Annotated in this window: 12 protein-coding genes and 1 pseudogene; 10 read left to right on the forward strand and 3 right to left on the reverse strand. The window is 44.4% G+C overall.

Annotation, left to right across the window (positions count from 1 at the left end; all coding sequences use genetic code 11):
* Nucleotides 1–83 precede the first annotated feature (83 nt).
* Together G7Y45_RS08895 and G7Y45_RS08900 are read left to right on the forward strand one after the other, a co-directional pair.
* On the forward strand, nucleotides 84–1,919 hold the full coding sequence (locus G7Y45_RS08895; RefSeq protein WP_005809772.1) for a TrkH family potassium uptake protein: 1,836 nt from the start codon (nucleotides 84–86) through the stop codon (nucleotides 1,917–1,919).
* Nucleotides 1,920–1,934: 15 nt separating this feature from the next.
* A complete protein-coding gene (locus tag G7Y45_RS08900) occupies nucleotides 1,935–2,621 on the forward strand; it encodes a TrkA family potassium uptake protein (RefSeq protein ID WP_005775954.1) in 687 nt (228 codons plus the stop codon).
* Nucleotides 2,622–2,715: 94 nt separating this feature from the next.
* Here G7Y45_RS08900 and G7Y45_RS08905 read toward each other — a convergent pair whose 3' ends face one another.
* Nucleotides 2,716–4,176 carry a catalase gene (locus G7Y45_RS08905; protein WP_032529774.1) on the reverse strand — a complete coding sequence of 487 codons (1,461 nt, stop codon included), beginning with the start codon at nucleotides 4,174–4,176 and terminating at the stop codon, nucleotides 2,716–2,718.
* 217 nt (nucleotides 4,177–4,393) lie between these two features.
* On the reverse strand, nucleotides 4,394–6,931 hold the full coding sequence (locus G7Y45_RS08910; protein ID WP_165016037.1) for a glycoside hydrolase family 31 protein: 2,538 nt from the start codon (nucleotides 6,929–6,931) through the stop codon (nucleotides 4,394–4,396).
* 132 nt (nucleotides 6,932–7,063) lie between these two features.
* Between G7Y45_RS08910 and G7Y45_RS08915 the strand changes: the two genes are divergently transcribed.
* The 8 genes and pseudogenes from G7Y45_RS08915 (at nucleotide 7,064) to G7Y45_RS08950 (ending at nucleotide 17,618) form a co-directional block, all read left to right on the forward strand.
* A complete protein-coding gene (locus G7Y45_RS08915; RefSeq protein WP_032529786.1) occupies nucleotides 7,064–7,609 on the forward strand; it encodes an RNA polymerase sigma-70 factor in 546 nt (181 codons plus the stop codon).
* Nucleotides 7,610–7,671: 62 nt separating this feature from the next.
* Nucleotides 7,672–8,664, forward strand: a complete 993-nt coding sequence (locus tag G7Y45_RS08920; protein WP_005818850.1) for a glycoside hydrolase family 43 protein — start codon at nucleotides 7,672–7,674, stop codon at nucleotides 8,662–8,664.
* Between the two features lie 638 nt (nucleotides 8,665–9,302).
* The gene (locus G7Y45_RS08925) at nucleotides 9,303–10,268 is read left to right on the forward strand and encodes a FecR family protein (RefSeq protein WP_165016040.1); all 966 of its coding nucleotides are present in this window, start codon (nucleotides 9,303–9,305) and stop codon (nucleotides 10,266–10,268) included.
* 173 nt (nucleotides 10,269–10,441) lie between these two features.
* On the forward strand, nucleotides 10,442–13,828 hold the full coding sequence (locus tag G7Y45_RS08930) for a SusC/RagA family TonB-linked outer membrane protein (RefSeq protein WP_032543324.1): 3,387 nt from the start codon (nucleotides 10,442–10,444) through the stop codon (nucleotides 13,826–13,828).
* 11 nt (nucleotides 13,829–13,839) lie between these two features.
* Nucleotides 13,840–15,363, forward strand: a complete 1,524-nt coding sequence (locus G7Y45_RS08935) for a SusD/RagB family nutrient-binding outer membrane lipoprotein (RefSeq protein WP_005809757.1) — start codon at nucleotides 13,840–13,842, stop codon at nucleotides 15,361–15,363.
* Nucleotides 15,364–15,436: 73 nt separating this feature from the next.
* A complete protein-coding gene (locus G7Y45_RS08940; protein WP_005809754.1) occupies nucleotides 15,437–16,423 on the forward strand; it encodes a metallophosphoesterase family protein in 987 nt (328 codons plus the stop codon).
* Between the two features lie 9 nt (nucleotides 16,424–16,432).
* Nucleotides 16,433–16,537: pseudogene (locus G7Y45_RS08945) on the forward strand (alkaline phosphatase); the annotation flags it as partial.
* Nucleotides 16,538–16,610: 73 nt separating this feature from the next.
* Nucleotides 16,611–17,618 (forward strand): endonuclease/exonuclease/phosphatase family protein, encoded by a 1,008-nt coding sequence (locus tag G7Y45_RS08950; RefSeq protein WP_005809750.1) that lies wholly within the window; start codon nucleotides 16,611–16,613, stop codon nucleotides 17,616–17,618.
* An 86-nt stretch (nucleotides 17,619–17,704) separates the two neighbouring features.
* Here the strand turns inward: G7Y45_RS08950 and ahpF are convergent, their stop codons facing one another.
* On the reverse strand, nucleotides 17,705–19,255 hold the full coding sequence (gene ahpF, locus G7Y45_RS08955; RefSeq protein ID WP_005809747.1) for an alkyl hydroperoxide reductase subunit F: 1,551 nt from the start codon (nucleotides 19,253–19,255) through the stop codon (nucleotides 17,705–17,707).
* Nucleotides 19,256–19,309 lie beyond the last annotated feature (54 nt).

The following is a 19,309-nucleotide window of genomic DNA, read 5'->3' on the forward strand; positions in this document are numbered from 1 at the left end:
GAATTATATGATTTCAGCAACAAAGAATCGGATATGTTTGTTATTTTAGTTAAGTTTGTGCGACTCTATTAATATGCAATCCGATGAAGATTTATCATAAATTCTTTTTGTACCAGAATAAATTGTTGCAGCCTTACGTACGACTTTTGTTACGATTAATGGCAATTATCACCTATCTGGCTTCCATCATGCTGATAGTCGGAGTGATTTACGAACATGGCTTTACGCTCTCTGCCCATGAAGTTACGAAAATACATCTTCTTTATAAGACGGTTTGGATTATATTCCTGATCGACGTTACGCTGCATATCCTGCTTGAATACAGAGATACGAAAAAGAATTTCCGGAAGTTGGCCTGGATACTGAGCTGGTTACTGTATCTGACTTTGATTCCTGTTATCTTCCATCGGCCCGAGGAGGGAGGGGCTATTCTGCATCTGTGGGAATTCCTGCACGGTTACTTTTACCATATTGTCTTGCTGTTGCTTTTCTCCTTACTGAATTTGTCTAATGGGCTGGTACGATTGTTGGGCAGGAGAACCAATCCTTCTTTGATTCTGGCTGTCAGCTTCCTGGTGATTATATTTATCGGATCGGGGTTGTTGATGTTGCCTCGTTGTACTGTGGAGGGGGTTACCTTATCGTGGGTCGACGCGTTGTTTACTTCTACCAGTGCCGTCTGCGTAACCGGGTTGGTTCCCGTTGACGTATCCGCTACTTTTACGCCGGCCGGACTGACAGTTATCATTCTTTTGATTCAGATCGGTGGTCTGGGAGTGATGACACTGACCAGTTTCTTTGCCATGTTCTTCATGGGAAATACTTCTTTGTACAATCAGTTGGTCGTACGTGATATGGTAAGTTCCAATTCATTGGGGTCGTTATTCTCTACTTTATTGTACATATTAGGTTTTACATTGGTCATTGAGGGGATAGGCATGCTCTCTATCTGGTTCAGTATACATGGTACGCTGGGGATGGATGTTCAGGATGAACTGGCTTTTTCTGCCTTTCATTCCATCTCTGCCTTTTGTAATGCCGGATTTTCTACGTTGCCTGGTAATTTAGGCAATCCGATGATTATGACCCAGCATAACTGGCTGTATATAACCGTGTCTTTCCTGATTATTTTTGGTGGAATCGGATTTCCGATTCTGGTTAATTTTAAAGATATTATAGTTTACCATGCCCGTCGTTTCTGGCGTTTGATCCGTACCCGCCAGTGGGACAATCATCAGGTACATCATCTGTTCAATCTTAATACTAAGATTGTATTGATAATGACTGTTCTGCTACTGGTTTTCGGAACGCTTGCCATTGCTTTTTTCGAGTGGAATCATTCGTTTGCAGGCATGTCGGTTGCCGATAAGTGGACACAGGCTTTCTTCAATGCCACTTGCCCCCGAACCGCCGGATTCAGCAGTGTAGACCTGACTTCACTGAGCATACAAACCATCATGCTTTATATAGTCCTGATGTGGATCGGTGGTGCGGCACAGTCCACAGCCGGTGGTGTGAAAGTAAATGCTTTTGCTGTTGCCTCACTCAACCTGATCGCTGTGCTGAGAGGAACCGAAAGAGTGGAGGTATTTGGCCGTGAGTTGTCACATGACTCCATCCGACGTTCCAATGCTGCGGTAGTCGTTTCTTTGGGAATCTTGTTTGTGTTTGTCTTTATTCTGAGCATACTGGAACCCAAGATGTCTATCATGACCCTGACGTTTGAATGTGTGTCGGCTTTAAGTACGGTTGGCTCCAGTCTGAATGCCACTCCTTTGCTGTGTGATGAAAGTAAGTTGCTGGTATCTCTGCTTATGTTTATCGGCCGTGTAGGATTTATCACTCTGGTGCTGGGCATCGTGAAACAGAAAAAGAATACAAAATACCGTTATCCGAGCGATAACATTATCATAAACTAATCAGTTGAATTTATTATGAAATACATTATTATTGGTCTTGGAAACTACGGTCATGTGCTGGCTGAGGAACTTTCCGCCTTAGGGCACGAGGTGATAGGGGCCGATTTGGACGAAGGACGGGTAGATAGCATAAAAGATAAGATTGCCACCGCCTTTGTAATCGATGCGACGGACGAGCAGTCTCTTTCCGTTTTGCCTCTTAACAGTGTTGATATGGTGATTGTTGCCATTGGTGAGAATTTCGGAGCTTCAATCCGTGTGGTGGCTATGTTGAAGCAAAAGCAGGTGCAACATATTTATGCACGTGCCATCGACGGAGTACACAAAGCAGTGCTTGAAGCATTTGGACTGGAGAAGATACTGACTCCGGAAGAAGATGCCGCCCGAAGTTTGGTGCAGTTGCTGGATTTTGGTACAAAGATGGAAACTTTCCGGATAGATTCGGAATACTATGTAGTCAAATTCAATGTTCCCGAGAAATTTGTAGGCTATTTTGTCAATGAGTTAAATCTGGATGAAGAGTTTCATTTAAAGCTGATAGGACTGAAACGCTCCAATACCATCAAGAATTGCTTGGGCATTTCGTTGGTAGAGCACAAGATAGTGAACGAATTGCCCGAGAATGCCAAGATTCGTCCGGATGACGTATTGGTATGCTACGGTAAATATAATGATTTCCAGAAATTGTGGAAGGCATTGTGATAGACAAATAACGGAAGACGACGAATCATTGATATAAAAATGCGCCATAAATGTTATTGTCTAACATTTAAGGCGCATATAAAAAGAGAGAAAATTATTCTTTCAATGCTTCTTCCAGATTGATACCCAAGGCACGGGCTACTCCTGCACCATAAGCCGGATCAGCTTTGTAGCAGTTGCGCACATGCCGTTGTTTGATAAACAGTTCTGCATCGCCCATAGCACGTGCGGTATTTTCGAACAATAATTGTTGTTCATCCGCAGGCATCAGTCGGAATAAGTCACCCGGTTGGCTATAGTAATCGTCATCGTATTCGCGTTCGTTATAGTTGAATACATCTCCATGAACCTTCAGAGGCGGTTCCTTTTTATCCGGAGAGTCTTGCCATTCACCATAGCTGTTCGGTTCGTAGCCTTTGGCCGAGCCATAATTGCCATCCACCCGCATAGCTCCGTCGCGATGGAATGCGTGGAACGGGCAACGTGGCTTGTTCACCGGAATCTGTTCAGAGTTTACTCCCAGTCGATAGCGTTGTGCATCGCCGTAAGAGAATAGGCGTCCCTGTAACATCTTGTCGGGAGAGAAACCGATACCTTCAACAATATTCATCGGGTTGAAAGCCGATTGTTCTACTTCTGCGAAATAGTTTTCCGGGTTACGGTTCAGTTCAAGGATACCTACATCCTGTAACGGGAAATCTTTGTGCGACCAAACTTTGGTAAGGTCAAACGGGTTGATGCGATAGTTGTCAGCCTCTTCTTCTGTCATCAGCTGGATCTGGAATTTCCATTTCGGAAAATCGCCTCGTTCGATACTTTCGTACAAGTCACGTTGATGTGATTCACGATCTTTGGCTATGATGGCTTCAGCTTCCTGGTCAGTCAGGTTCTTGATGCCCTGCATGGTTCTCAGGTGGAATTTAACCCAGATACGTTTGTTCTCAGCGTTTAGGAAACTGTAAGTATGACTGCCGAATCCATGCATGTGGCGATAAGAAGCCGGAATACCGCGCGGACTCATTGTAATGGTTACCTGATGGAGGGCTTCAGGCAATAGGGTCCAGAAATCCCAATTGTTATTGGCACTACGCATGTTGGTGTGTGGGTCACGTTTTACTGCATGGTTCAAATCGGGGAATTTCAGAGGATCGCGCAGAAAGAACACAGGGGTATTGTTACCTACCAGATCCCAGTTTCCTTCTTCTGTATAAAACTTCATGGCAAATCCACGGATATCGCGTTCTGCATCGGCGGCTCCGCGTTCTCCTGCTACAGTTGAAAAACGTACGAAACATTCTGTCTGTTTACCTACCTGGCTGAAGATAGCGGCTCGTGTGTACTTGGTGATATCGTGTGTGACGGTAAATGTGCCGTAAGCTCCGGAGCCTTTAGCGTGCATACGGCGTTCGGGGATCACTTCACGATCGAAATGAGCGAGTTTCTCAATCAACCATGGATCTTGTAGCATGATTGGCCCGCGGGGGCCTGCTGTCTGGCTGTTTTGGTTGTCGGCAATAGGACGACCATTAGCTGCTGTAAGTTTTTTCTTTTCCATATAGTTTTGGTTTTTACCGGAAACAAAGCTTTCAATGATGTGAAGTCTTTTACAGCCCCTCTTCCGTGTTATTACTTGACAAAAGTAGCGCTAAATTGTTTACTCGTCAAATAGATAATTTCAATCCATGGATAGGTGATATCTATTTCTATCAAAGATATCAGTTTTACTTGGATTTGCAATGTTTCGTGGGAAAAAATATAAGATGTAAGTGGTTCTATTTTTTCCAACCGATTGTTTCCAAAAACCATTGGGTATTAGTTTCGTTCAGTTTTTGCTCCTTGAGCATTTCCGGCATTTGACTATAGTTTCTTTTGAATGCTTTTATCAGTTCGTTAAAACGTTCGGGCGAGTAATTCAGTGCAATGCTGGTCGCTTCGGTCGCTCCCATGGCAGGGGTCAATACGATCCCGGCATCCCGGTATTTGAGCGCAGTGACAGCCTTGCTGAATCGTTTGAATTGTGAAACCATTCCGTCATTTAATTCCGGGATAGAAGTCGGATATTGAATTTCTATCGTGTTTCCCTGGCTGCACGATGTTTCCGGTAGAGTGATCAGTAATGCCAATTCATCACCGATGTATTCATATTCTGCTTTGCTTCCATTCACGGTGATTGCTTTCGGAATGGCGGAACCTAATACTTTTATCTTAAACTGACGGTTAGGCGGCATGTTGCGATAGCTGCCTTTCCGAGGAGCAATCGTTACGGTTAAAAGATTATCTTTTCGTTCACAGGCCATCCGGGTACGGGCATATTCGTTGGCATAATATTTATCATTGCCGTTGTCTTCATAGAAACAGAACGAACCGCTTCCTCCGGGGAATACATTTACGATGATTTCTTCGTTATTGCTGTTCAGATTCTTCACCCGGTTGTAAAGAGGGAGTACGGAGCCCGCTTTTACGTATACCGGATATTCGGTCAGTGTAAACGAGCGTTCTACTGTCTGTCCTCCTTTCAACAAGGTTCCGGTTGTCCATTCAAACCAGTCGTTACCTTCCGGCAGCCACACCTTTACTGTGGAAAGTCCGTTTTGCATGGGAGTAGTGATGGGGGCTACCAAAATCTGGTCGCCAAACATGTATTCGTTTCTGAAATCGTATGCCTCTTTGGCTTCAGGATAATCGTAATACATCGGGCGGCAGATAGAAATACCATTATCGTAAGTCTCCCGAGCCATCGTATATATATAAGGAGCCAGTTGGTAGCGGAATAGGATCGAGTTACGTAAGGCTTCGAAATAATCCCCTTTGAAATTCCATAATTCTTTATTCAGGACCGCATTCTTTGTAGAGTGAGTTCGCATCACGGGTGTCAGAGCACCGTATTGCATCCAGCGGGTGAAAAGTTCCGGATCGAGTATTTCTTTTTCACCGCCTTTGAACATGTGCCCACCGATGTCATGGCTCCAGTAACCATACAATACATTGGAGGCGCAGTTAGTAAAGTAAGGTTGGAATTCAAGCGATTTCCATGATATGACAGCATCTCCCGAGAAGCCGATCTGGTAACGGTGATTGCCCAGTCCTCCCCAGCGATGATAGAGCATCGGACGCGTATCACGGTTACGCTCCATATCCGAGAAGAAAACATAATTGATCCACCAGGTATTACTGAGGCTGTCCACTTTCTTGTCATACATCCATTGCTGCCAGTCGAGCCACCAGAAGTCTACTCCTTGTTTTTCCATGGGGCGGAGTACCTTGTTCAGCATACCGTTCATAAAATGTTTGTCCGAAACTACCCAGGGGATAGGTTCGTGTTTAGCCGTATCTATTCCCATCCATTGTGCCATCTCCGGATATTTTTCTTCATAAGGGGCCACACCATCGGCAGGATGTAGATTTAGGGTAATCTTTAAGTCATTGTCTTTCAGATAACCGAGGAATTTGGCAGGATCCGGAAAGAGTCGGTGATTCCATGTCCATCCTGTCCATCCGCCGAACCCCGGTTCGGTATAGTGCCAGTCCATGTCTACCACCAATACATCCAAAGGAATGTTATAAGTGTGGAAGTTGTCCACCAATTGCCGCATCTCCTTGTCCGAATAACTCCAATATCTTGACCACCAATAGCCGAATGCGTACCGGGGTGGTAGAGGAACTTTTCCCGCAAAGGCTGTATAATCTTTCAGGGCAGCTTTGTAGTCGTGTCCATAGGCCATGAAGTACCAGTCTTGTCCGTCTTTATTTTCACGTGTCTCTACCCAGGGCCATTCCGAATCATCAAACAGGAAATTCTTTGAATCGTCAATCAGAGTCCATCCGTCTGTTGAGAGAAGACCGTCTTCCAGCTTCATGTCCTGATGGCTGTATATGTTGTGGTTTCCTTCAAAACCATCCAGTGTGCGGTCCGTCCCTTTCAGGTTTCCCTTTTGCGTTGTACCGGGTGTCCACTCGAAGGGCAACATTCCTTTGGCCGATGTAATCGTTAAATTATCTTTCGTAAAAGGACCTTTCCCTTTTTTATATTTCAATTTCATACGGGCGGTACTTATCACTACCACCGCACTTTTATTTTGTACCGTGTACTCCGGAACCGGTAAGTTACGGTGGATTGCTACAAATGATGGGGCGTCGGTAAACGTACCCGAAGGACTCCATTCCATACGGATAACTCCATCTGTGAGAATGCTAAAACGTACGTTCCCATCACAATAGGCTATTGTGTTCTGAGGAGTTGCGGCCGAGAGTGAAAGGCTGAACAGAACTCCTTGCAATGCCAGTAAAAAATAGACTGCTAAATGTTTCATGTTGTATTTATGTTAGTTTTTCACAAAGATAAGAGTAATATTCATATATTCGTAATAATGAATTTTAAATCTTTTTATATCTTTGCAACCTGTGCAATAATTATCGTTCCTTTAGTTACAACAGATGATAGTATGAAAAAAGACGGTTTCTCAGAAATTTATGATGTTTATTTTCCGAAGTTACTGCGTTTTACCCAAACGTATCTGATTTCAGAGGATGAATCGGAGAATATTGTCCAGGAAATCTTTATCTATTTATGGGAACACAGAGATATCATCGAAACACTTCAGAACCTGAATGCCTATCTGTTTACATTGGCAAAAAACCGTTGTATCGACTATTTTCGTAAAGAGATGGTTCGTGATATCCGTAAAGGTTCGCTTTCGGAGATAGAAAACAGGGAACTCCAACTGAAACTATATTCATTGGAAGCATTTGACAACGATCGCCTTTCGGATGCTGACATTGAGGAGATATTGAATAATGCCATCAATCGCTTGCCGGAGCGTTGCCGTGAAATATTTATTATGAGCCGTTTGCAGAATCTCCGCTATAAAGAGATAGCTATACGGCTGAATGTTTCTCCCAATACGGTTGAGAATCAGATTGCCATCGCATTGCGCAAGTTAAAAGAAGAACTGAAAGACTACTTTCCCCTTTTTGTTTTCATTATCTGAAAAAGAATCCCTATTTTTGTCAAGTTATTAGGAATTACTTATTTTATATTCAAAACACAACAATGAAACACTTAGTTATTTGCATCGTCCTGATGGTGGGCGGTGCTTGCTGCTTTGCACAGCAAAAGAAAGTGGCTGCCCATAAGGCCACGAGTGGTAATCCTGTACTCCAGGGGTGGTATGCCGATCCGGAAGGCATTATTTATGATGATACTTATTGGATCTTTCCAACTTGGAGCGACGTTTACGAAAAACAGACTTTCTTTGATTGTTTCTCTTCCAAAGACCTTGTGAACTGGACCAAACATGCTTCGGTTCTGGATACTACAGCCGTTAAATGGGCTAAGAAAGCGATGTGGGCTCCTTCGGTGATTAGTAAAAATGGAAAATATTATTTCTTTTTTGGAGCGAACGATGTTCACGAAGGAGAGATTGGTGGCATTGGCGTGGCAGTCAGCGATCGTCCGGAAGGACCGTACAAAGATTTGCTGGGCAAGCCGTTGATTAATGAGATAGTGAATGGAGCGCAACCGATCGACCAGTTTGTGTACAATGATGACGGGCGTTATTATATGTATTATGGTGGTTGGGGACATTGCAATGTAGTGCAGTTGAACGATGACTTTACAGGGTTGGTACCTTTCGAAGACGGTACTATCTATAAAGAAGTGACTCCGGAAAATTATGTCGAAGGACCGTTTATGTTCAAGAAAGACGGCAAATATTATTTTATGTGGAGTGAAGGAGGTTGGGGAAGCCCTGATTACTCTGTAGCTTATGCTATTTCCGATTCTCCGTTCGGTCCTTTTAAACGTGTAGCCAAAATTCTGGAGCAGGATTCTTCAGTGGCAACCAGTGCCGGACATCACTCGGTGTTGCATGCTCCCGGGTCGGATGATTATTATATTGTTTATCATCGTCGTCCGCTGAATGATAATGCGCGCGATCACCGCGCGACTTGCATTGACAAAATGACTTTTGACAAAGACGGATTTATTAAACCTGTGAAGATGACTTTTGAGGGTGTACCTCCACAGAAGATCAAGAAGAAATAAGGAAATCGTTTGGGAGATGTGCCGGAAACAGAATGGCACATGAACAAAGCTGGTTTTGTAAACGGCCGCAGATGCTGACTTTTTCAAACTGTCGATGACATTTGAAATTGCATCTGAGGCCGTTTTATTGTTTGGGGTCAGTAGGGTATCTTCGGGCGAATATGGTGATCATTAAGAGTGAGAAAGTGCATTAAGAAGTCCATTGTTTGATGGGATGTGCTTCTTTATGAAGTGGTGAAGTCATGACTGAAAAATCTTCTGGTCTGCATGTAAAGTTCATCTTAGCCGCTAAGATGGACATCTTGGCTGCCGAGATTTGCATCTTGGCGGCTAAGATACACATCTTGAGTGCTGAGATGGACAGTATGATATGAAGAATCCCATTTTCTTTAGTATTCTGACGAACTTTGATCAGGGACTTTTGTGTGTTTGATTTTAATCTTGTGATGGGCTTGTTCAGAAGAGGTTTCCAGAGAGGGAGAGGTATAAACCGATGAAAGGCTGGGACAGGGGATTGTGATGTTTTATTCTGGCTGCACGGGTTTGATTGCAAAGAAAAAAAGTTTTTTGAAAAAAAGTTGTTTTTCTTTTAGTGGATTTTAAAGGCTGTTACGCCTTATTAATAGAAACCCTAAAAAATGAATGAACTAATAGATAAATATTTTGCAGGAGAAATGACTGACCGGGAGAAAAAAGACCTTTTCGACCGGATAGAGACGGATGAAACTCTGAAGAAAGAATTTCTCCGGATGCAGAATGTAGTGGCGTTGACCGGAATACTTTCTCGGCAGGACGATCCTGAAGTCAGCCGAAAAGGGAAGCAGCATTTCGCGCAACTCCTGTTTCGTAAAAGATTGAAGCGGACAATTATCGTATCTTTGAAATATGCCGCTGTTTTTGCGGTGTTGATTGCAGGTACTTTCTATGTCACAAAGCAATACTTGTCAGAGGAATTCGGTAAAAACTATACTATGATTACAGCTCCCAAGGGACAGCGGGTAAAAGTGGATTTACCGGATGGAACCGTTGCCTGGCTGAGTCCTTGCAGCAGTCTCCGCCTGTCGGCTTCTTTTAATGAGTCGGACCGTAAAGTTGAATTGGATGGCGCTACTTATTTTGATGTGGCAAAGAATCCTGAAAAGCCGTTTATCGTTTCGGCCAAGGGCTATCGGGTCAGAGTGCTCGGAACTAAATTCAATATATCGGCCTATAAGAATAGTGCTGAATTTGAGACGGACCTTGTAGAAGGCTGTGTTCATATTTATGATCCGGCAGATATAAGGAATGAAGTATTTCTGCAACCCAAAGAGAAGGCGGTGCTGTGGGGAGACCGTCTGATGAAGCGGGAATCGGACTTTGATAATGAAGAATATCTGAAGAACGGAATAGTGAGCTTCCTGTCGGAACCTTTCGGGAGAGTGCTGAACAGCGTCGCTTTATGGAATGACGTAAATTTCAAGATAGAACGTTCGGTCAATGCAACCCAACGCATTTCCGGTAAATTCCGGCAAAGTGATTCTTTGGAGAGTATCTTAAAAGCTTTGCAAGGTGCCATGCCTTTCAAATACAAGATAGTTAGTGAAGAAGAAATTATTATTTATTGATAAATACGGATGATACTCTAACTAAAAACAGATGCCTATGAAATAGAAAAACAGTATGAAGTGAAAAAAAGGAGGAAATGGTCTGGTACACCTTTCCCTCCCGATAAAGTCAACACATTTGGCTGGTCCTAATAAAAAACAACAAAGTATTAACCTTATTACATTGCAAAAGTATGAAAAAAAACTTATTGCTGTTATCTTATGCAATTAAACAACGTGAAATTATTCAAATCTTGCGAATTATGAAATGCACAGTCTTGCTATTATTTCTGCTTATCCTTCAGGCACATGCCGGTGTAAGCTCGCAAAATGCAAGGGTAAACATGTCTCGAAACCAACTTCCGTTAAAGGAGTTTATGGCGGAAATTGAAAGACAGACAGACTATCTGTTTATCTATAGTGATGCAGAAATCAATGCTTCTCGCCAGGTAAGTGTGAAGAAAGGTACTCATAGGGTGGCCGATTTACTGAGCGAGGTGCTCTCTAAGAATAATATTTCTTATAATTTCGCAGATAATTATATTTCTCTTCATGTACGCAAAGAGGCTGAAGCACAGTCTTTGGCTGCATCTCCCCAACAGAAAAAGAATACAATTCAAGTATCGGGAACCATCGTAGATACCGCAGGTGAGCCTATAATCGGGGCTAACATCAAATTGAAAGGTGCTCAGGGAACCGGAACGATTACGAACGTGGAGGGTAACTTTAAATTGGAAGTGCCTACCAATGGTGTACTGATCGTTTCCTTTATCGGATACCAACAGCAGGAAGTGCCGGTGAACGGAAAAACCATGCTGAGAATTAAAATGGCGGAAGACGCAGAAGTGCTTGATGAAGTGGTGGTAACAGCTTTGGGTATCAAACGCGAAGAAAAGGCATTGGGTTACGCTGTCCAGAAGGTGGGTGGAAGTAAGTTGTCCACTGTGAAACCTGTTAACATCGCTACTTCACTGACCGGTAAGGTTGCCGGTCTGAACGTAACCAACAGTACGGAGTTCAATACGGCTCCGACCCTCAAACTGCGTGGTGAGACTCCGTTATTGGTTGTGGACGGTGTGCCGTATAGCAATATTTCTCTGAATGATATCGCGGCAGATGACATTGAGTCTGTTGACGTATTGAAAGGAGCTACTGCATCGGCTTTGTATGGTGCCCGCGGAGGTTCGGGAGCTATCATGGTGACTACAAAGAAAGGTAGCCAGGAAGGACTGAATATTTCGGTAAACAGTAGTACGATGTTCAATGCCGGCTATCTGGTGTTGCCGGAAGTGCAACACGGATACAGTACCGGTCAGGGAGGTAAATATACCGCTGCCGACTTTGTTTGGGGTGATAAATTGGATATCGGCCGTACAGCCGTACAGTATGACCCGTATACTTATGAGTGGAAAGAGATGCCGTTGGTTTCGAAAGGTAAAGACAACTTTAAGAACTTCCTGGAAACAGGTTTCATCACCAATAACAATATCAGTATCAGCCAGACCGGTAAATACGGTAGTTTCCGCTCTTCTTTGTCGCATGTTTATAACAAGGGACAATATCCGAACCAGAGATTGAATAAGATTACTTATTCGGTAGGTGGAGACATGAAGTTCGGCAAACTGAGTTTCGAAGGAGGCGCGATCTACAACAAGCGTTTCTATCCCAATGGTGAAGGAGCCGGTTATGGCGGCGGCGGTTACATCTACAACCTGTTGGTATGGACAGGTACCGATTATGATGTGCGCGACTATAAAAACTATTGGAGAAAGAAAGACGAAGAACAGAATTGGATGAATGACGTGTGGTATGATAACCCTTATTATCTGGCGCATGAAATGACTTCATCGAATGATTATGATAAAGTAAATACTTACTTGTCGGGTAAATATGACATCATGCCCTGGCTGAACTTCTCAATGAGAGCCGGTGCCGATGCTTATGCCAGCCGTACGGAAAAGAAAAACGCAATGAGTGCCCGCGGCGGATGGGACAAGAACGGATACTTCTATACATCCAAATCTACCGGATTCAGTTTCAATGGTGATGCTTTGTTATCTGCCAACCACAGTTTTGGCGATTTTGCCATCGATGGTTTTGTCGGAGGTACCATCTATTATTACTATGATGATGCCATATCATCGAATACCCGTAACGGATTGAGCATTCCGGGCTATTATTCGCTGAAGGCATCGGTTGACCCGATCGCTTCTTCAAGTTCATACAAGCAAAAACAGGTGAATTCTATTTACGGAAAATTCTCTGCTTCCTGGAAGAGCACCGTGTTTGTGGATGTTACGGCACGTAATGACTGGTCGTCTACTTTGCCCTCGGAAACACGTTCTTATTTCTATCCGGCTGTATCGGGAAGTATCATCATGTCGCAGTTGCTGAAGATGCCCGAATGGCTGAACTTCTGGAAACTGAGAGGTGCCTGGACTGTAACGAAGAGCGACTTGGGCATTTATGATACGAATCAGGCTTACAGTGTAAGCACCAACGTATGGGACGGAATGAATACTGCCGTATATCCGGAAATGATTCGCAGTACAACCCTTGAACCGACTGCTGCGCGTTCTTACGAAATCGGTACTGCTTTCAATGTATGGAACAACCGTTTGCGCTTTGATATTTCTTATTATAACAAGCTGAAATACAACCTGACACGTGAAGCTACAATCAGTGGATCGTCCGGTTTTACCAAAACATTGGTGAACTATGATGAAGAGCAGGTTCGTCGGGGAGTGGAAGTTTCGTTGACAGCATCTTTGATCCAATCAAAAGACTGGAATTGGGAAGTGAATGCTAACTGGGCCCGTGACCGTTACTTCTATGCTAAGGTTGACCCGGTGTACTCTACACAGAAACCTTGGGTAGCTGCCGGTAAACGTTGGGACTGGTATGGCATCTATGACTGGGAACGTGACCCTCAGGGAAACATCATTCATGAAAACGGTTATCCCGTACAAAGCAAATACCAGTCGGTAATGGGTAATGAATATCCGGACTGGATCTGGGGTCTCAGCACTACCTTGCGCTATAAAGAATGGACTTTGGGAATCTCGCTGGACGGACGTGTAGGCGGTATGGCTTATTCTCGTACGGAGCAGACCATGTGGAACACTGGTGTACACCCCGATAGTGATAACAAATGGCGTTATGATGAAGTGGTGAACGGCAAAAAGAACTATGTGGGCCAGGGTGTGAAAGTGGTATCGGGTAAGGTTGAATACGACACAACCGGAAAGATTATCAGTGATACGCGTGTGTTTGCACCGAACGATACACAGGTTTCGTATGAAAGCTATATCAAGAACTACAATCCGTGGTCGGGTGGCAAGGTTTACCAGAACGTTCACGACTGTACATTCCTGAAATTGCGTGAGCTTTCATTGTTGTACACAATGCCCAAATCAGTATGTGATAAACTGCATATGAAAGGCGTTACACTCGGTTTGATCGGACAGAACTTATTGATCTGGATGAAAGAGTTTAAGTATGCTGACCCGGATGTGGATTCGGATGACCTGAATTCACCTTCTATGAGATATGTCGGATTTAATGTTAAGTTTGATTTGTAAAAATGGAAATTATGAAACTAATAAATAAAACGTTGCTTTTACTTACAGCAAGTGCCGCTATCCTGGCATCTTGTAACAAGTTTGATGATTTGAATACGAACCCGGATGCCGCAACCAAGGTGACAGCCCCCATGTTGGCGACAAAACTTATCCTGAATATCACACAACAGGGTGCTGCAAAGAATTTTGTATACCACAGTATGCTGAGCAAGCAGATCGCATGGTCGGAGAATGCTTCGGATGAACAGTACAATTTGTTTGGCAGAACCGATTTTGACGGTTATACCATTCTCACAAACTGCCAGAAGATGATTGATGCGGCCAATGATGGAGATAAGGACTCGTATGCTGCTTTGGCTAAATTTATGAAGGCCTATAAGCTGTTCTATAAATCATTGGAAGTAGGCGATATTCCTTACAGTGATGCTTTGAAAGGCGAAGAGGGAGTTCAGAAACCTAAATACGATACACAGAAAGAGGTGATGCGCCAGGTATTGGAAGATTTGGAAGAGGCTTACACTTTATTCTCATCGGGTGATGACTTTGACGGTGACCCTATCTTTGGCGGTGACACTGAAAACTGGAAAAAGACCGTGGTTGCATTCGAACTGAAGGTACTGACCCACTTGTGTAAGAAAGAGGCGGACGCAGACCTGAAAGTGAAAGAACGCTTTGCCCGACTGGCTGCCTCGGGTTCGCTGATGACATCGAATGCAGATAACTTCCAACTGGTATATTCTAATAAGGCCGGACAGCTTTATCCGTTCTACTATACACAAAACAAGCATTCTGACTATCTGATGATGTCGAGCGTGATTATCGATAACCTGAAAAAGTTCAATGACTACCGCATGTTCTATTATGCTTCTCCTTCGAAAGCCCAGACAGACAAAGGGGTGAAAGAGTCCGAGTGGGATGCTTATCTTTCGGTAGATCCTTCGGACAGCTATTCAAATATCTCCGTTCTGTACGGAAAAGGTGAATTCTGCCTGGCTAACCTTCGTTATACCCGTATTCCGGAGGGCGAACCTCTGATGCGCCTGAGCTATGCGGAGCAGAACTTTATATTGGCTGAGGGAGCTGTACGCGGCTGGATTTCGGGAGATGCTTCTACTTATTATAAGAAAGGTATAGAAGCCAGCATGAATTTTATAGCGGACAACACGCCTGATAAGGAAGAGTATACTCATGGACGTACCATTACCCAAGAGTATATACAGGAATACTTGGCACAACCGGTCATCCAGTTATCCGGTGATAAGGAAAAAGACCTGGAGATGATCTTATTGCAACGTTATCTGGCCTCGTTCCTGCAACATCCGTATGATGCTTACTATGACTACCGCCGTACAGGATATCCGGTATTGCCTATCAATCCGAATACGAACCTGAATACAGAAAAGGATAAGATCCCTACAAGATGGATGTATCCGGAGGCTGAATTCAGTTATAATCCGGATAACGCCAACGAAGCTGTTCAGCGTCAGTACAACGGTTCGGACGATGTGAATAAGTTAATGTGGATTCTCCAGTAAATTATTATTCATTTGAAGGTAAACGCACAGGTATATCCTGTGCGTCCTTCTTTATACCCAAATAATCATAACCATGAAACAAATTTATTTATTGTTGGCTATCCTGTTGGGAAGCCTTCAGCTGGCAAGTGCACAGCAGCAAACTCTCCGGTTCAACAAAGACGGTAAATTCAAGATTGTCCAGTTTACCGATGTTCATTATATCTATAATGACCCCCGTTCGGACATATCGGTTGAGCGTATCAATCAGGTACTGGATTTGGAAAAACCCGATCTTGTTCTTTTCACAGGTGACGTGATTTATGGCAAACCCGCGGAAGAAGGGATGCGTACGGTATTGAATCTGGTATCTAAAAGAGAGATTCCTTTTGCCGTAACTTTCGGGAATCATGATAACGAGCAGGGATTGACCCGTGAAGAGCTGCTGAAGATTATCCAGTCCGTTCCTTACAACCTGACACAGACCACTCCGGGAATTTCGGGGGTGACCAATTTTATCCTGCCTGTGAAGTCGTCGGACGGAAAACGCAATGCAACGGTTCTTTATTGCATCGACTCCCATTCTTATTCACAGATAAAAGGGGTGAACGGATACGATTATATCAAATTTGACCAGATTCAGTGGTATCGTGAGAACAGTAAGAAGTTTACTGCGGAAAATAATGGCGTTCCGGTTTCGTCGTATGCATTTTTTCATATAGCTTTGCCGGAGTATAATCAGGCAGCCTCTTCCGAAAGCGCAATACTTTATGGTATTCGTAAAGAAAAAGCATGTGCTCCCCAGTTAAATTCGGGCTTGTTTACTGCCATGAAAGAGATGGGAGATGTGAGAGGTGTATTTGTGGGACATGATCATGATGACGACTATGCTGTGTCATGGAAGGGCATCTTGCTGGCATACGGACGTTATACCGGCGGCAATACAGTCTATAACCATCTGACAAACGGTGCGAGGGTGATAGAGCTGGATGAAAACGCAAGCAGCTTCCGTACATGGATACGCCTGAAAGAAGGGATTGTACAACAAGTGACCTATCCTGCCGATTTTACTAAAGAATAAAGGTTGCACAAAAGCATGATGCGATATGACACTGCCGCCACGATGGGATATGTTTTTGGAGTGAAACAGCCGCAAGTTTGGACAGGACGTCCGATGATACAGGTTTTCAAGTAAAACAGTACTGTCACAACCCGAAGAAAAACAATGCACATAATATAAATTGGATAAAATGAAAAAGATTTTTTTTATGACGCTTTTCCTGCTGGTAACTATGGTGGGGCAAAGTAAAGGTAAAGGTGAATTTACGGTTCTGCAATGGAATGTATGGCAGGAAGGTACAATGGTTCCGGGAGGATATGATGCAATCGTTAACGAGATTGTACGTTTGCAACCCGATTTTGTGACGTTCAGTGAAGTACGCAATTACCATAACACTCGTTTCAACGACCGTATTGTGGCTTCTCTCAAAGAGAAAGGGCTGGATTATTACTCTTTCTATACTTATGACACAGGCTTGCTGAGCAAACATCCGATCACGGATTCACTGACTGTATTTCCGGAAAACGGAGATCACGGAAGTATCTATAAACTGACCAGCTCGGTGGACGGACATAAAGTGGCTGTTTATACGGCGCATTTGGACTATCTGGATTGTGCATATTACAATGTGCGTGGTTATGACGGTTCCAGTTGGAAAGAGATACCTATTCCGACTACTGTGGAAGAGGTGCTCAAAGTGAATGTGGCATCTCAACGCGATGACGCTATCAAGATGTTTATCGCTGAGGCCAAAAAGGACATTGCAAACGGATATAGCGTGATTGTAGGCGGTGACTTCAACGAACCTTCACATCTGGACTGGATTGAGGAAAACAAGAATCTGTACGACCATAATGGTCTCGTAATTCCCTGGACAGTGACAACATTGTTGGAGAAGGACGGATTTATAGATACATACCGCCATATTTACCCGAATCCGCTGACTCACCCGGGATTTACATATCCGGCAGATAATCCGCTGAAAGAACCCGGTAAACTGACATGGGCACCGAAAGCGGACGAACGTGACCGCATTGATTTTATTTTCTATCAGGGAAAGGATATTGAAGCAAAGAAAGCGGTGATCTTTGGTCCGAAAGGTTCTATTGTACGTAACCAGAGAGTACAGGAGACTTCAAAAGACAAATTCCTGCTTCCGTTGGACGTATGGCCGACCGATCATAAAGGACTGTTGGTAACGTTTAAGATGAAGTGATGTTTCACCACAGAAGACATAGAGTAACACAGAGTGAATTTTAAGTCATTGATTATTGACATAAATGCTCTGTGTTACTCTGTGTCTTAAATCTCCCCACGCATCCGGTCTTCGAACGCTGCGAGCGCTGCTTTGGCACCTTCCCCCATTGCGATGATAATCTGTTTGTAGGGAACGGTGGAGACATCTCCGGCAGCATAGATCCCCGGAACATTGGTGCGGCAGTGGGAGTCTATTATGATTTCACCCGGACGGTTTACTTCTACCGTCTCCCGGAAAATACCGCTGTTGGGCATCAGTCCTATCTGTACAAAAATGCCGTCTAACCCGATTACCTGTTCCTGCTCTGTCTGACGGTCTTTGACACGGATGCCGGTAACTTTGTCGCCATTGCCTATCACTTCGGTGGTCTGCGAATGGACGAAGACTTCTACGTTCGGCAGGCTTTTCAGTTTCTCCTGCAACACTTGGTCTGCTTTCAGTTCATCCATAAATTCGAGTACCGTGACTTGGGAGCAGATGCCTGCCAGATCGATGGCAGCTTCGATTCCGGAGTTTCCTCCTCCTACGACAGCCACATGTTTTCCTTTGTAGAACGGGCCATCGCAATGCGGGCAGAATGCAACTCCCCGGCCGATGTATTCCGCTTCGCCCGGTACATTCAGTTTACGCCAGCTTGCACCGGTGGCAACGATTACTGCCGGAGCAGAGAAACGCTCGCCCCCTTTGGCTGTGAGCACTTTGTCTTTGCCTTCAAGCTCGAGCTTTTCAAGCCGGCGATGTTCGAGCAGGTCGATAGGGTATTGTGCCATGTGCGTTTTCAAGTTATCGGCCAACTGACTTCCGGTGGTTGAGGGAACGGAAATCAGGTTCTCTATGCCGACTGTCTCTTTTACCTGTCCGCCTATTCTTTCGGCAATAACGGCTACATTCAGGCCTTTGCGGGCCGAATAGATGGCAGCGGCGGAACCTGCCGGACCTCCACCGACTACAATCACGTCATACTTCCTGATAGAACTTTCACGGGCGCTTTGTTCCACTCCATATTGTTCTTCCAGTTTGCTCAACAGTTCGCCAAAGTCGCCGCGGCCTACATGAATCAGTTTGCCGTCTGCGAATACAGAGGGAACTCCCTGTATTTTCAAGGCTTCTACTTCGGCTTGATTGATGGCACCATCCACCGTCTGGTGCTGGATCCGGGCGTTGAGTGTGGTCATGGCATTGAGTGCCTGCACTACGTCGGGACAGTTGGTACAAGTCAGTGACACATAGGTTGTCAGGCGGATAGGTCCTTTCAATGCTTTTACCCGGTTGCAAATCCCTTCGTCCGGGAAGTTTTTGCCTTTTCCGTCCGCGTTCAGTACGGCGAGTAGTAATGAACTGAATTCATGTCCGTTGGGGACGGCGCGGAAAGTGATGCCCGTCCTTTGGTCGTCTTTGAGAAGCGTAAATTCCAGTCCTTCGCCCTCATGGATCCGGCAAGATAGTTTCTCTGAACAAGATGCCACGTCGTTCAGAAGGTCCAGGAGTTCGTTGCGGCTTTCGTGCTGTGGTGAGACAGTGATATCGAATGTGTACTTCGCCTCCAATCCGGAGAAGATGGTACGTAATTGTTCTTTTATAGCTGAGTCTAACATTATATTGAAGATTGATTAGGGTAAAAAAGACCGGCATTGGGGGATGCCGGTCTT

Source organism: Bacteroides sp. ZJ-18 (genome assembly GCF_011038705.2).
In the GTDB taxonomy this organism is placed as follows: Bacteria; Bacteroidota; Bacteroidia; order Bacteroidales; family Bacteroidaceae; genus Bacteroides; species Bacteroides hominis.

What these genes read in the sequence shown, in the direction of transcription:
- G7Y45_RS08900 (WP_005775954.1), top strand. Translation starts at nt 1,935, where the DNA reads ATGAAATACATTATTATTGGTCTTGGAAACTACGGTCATGTGCTGGCT.
- G7Y45_RS08940 (WP_005809754.1), top strand. Translation starts at nt 15,437, where the DNA reads ATGAAACAAATTTATTTATTGTTGGCTATCCTGTTGGGAAGCCTTCAG.
- G7Y45_RS08935 (WP_005809757.1), top strand. Translation starts at nt 13,840, where the DNA reads ATGAAACTAATAAATAAAACGTTGCTTTTACTTACAGCAAGTGCCGCT.
- G7Y45_RS08920 (WP_005818850.1), top strand. Translation starts at nt 7,672, where the DNA reads ATGAAACACTTAGTTATTTGCATCGTCCTGATGGTGGGCGGTGCTTGC.
- G7Y45_RS08950 (WP_005809750.1), top strand. Translation starts at nt 16,611, where the DNA reads ATGACGCTTTTCCTGCTGGTAACTATGGTGGGGCAAAGTAAAGGTAAA.
- G7Y45_RS08910 (WP_165016037.1), bottom strand. Translation starts at nt 6,931, where the DNA reads ATGAAACATTTAGCAGTCTATTTTTTACTGGCATTGCAAGGAGTTCTG.
- G7Y45_RS08925 (WP_165016040.1), top strand. Translation starts at nt 9,303, where the DNA reads ATGAATGAACTAATAGATAAATATTTTGCAGGAGAAATGACTGACCGG.
- G7Y45_RS08895 (WP_005809772.1), top strand. Translation starts at nt 84, where the DNA reads ATGAAGATTTATCATAAATTCTTTTTGTACCAGAATAAATTGTTGCAG.
- ahpF (WP_005809747.1), bottom strand. Translation starts at nt 19,255, where the DNA reads ATGTTAGACTCAGCTATAAAAGAACAATTACGTACCATCTTCTCCGGA.
- G7Y45_RS08930 (WP_032543324.1), top strand. Translation starts at nt 10,442, where the DNA reads ATGAAAAAAAACTTATTGCTGTTATCTTATGCAATTAAACAACGTGAA.
- G7Y45_RS08905 (WP_032529774.1), bottom strand. Translation starts at nt 4,176, where the DNA reads ATGGAAAAGAAAAAACTTACAGCAGCTAATGGTCGTCCTATTGCCGAC.
- G7Y45_RS08915 (WP_032529786.1), top strand. Translation starts at nt 7,064, where the DNA reads ATGAAAAAAGACGGTTTCTCAGAAATTTATGATGTTTATTTTCCGAAG.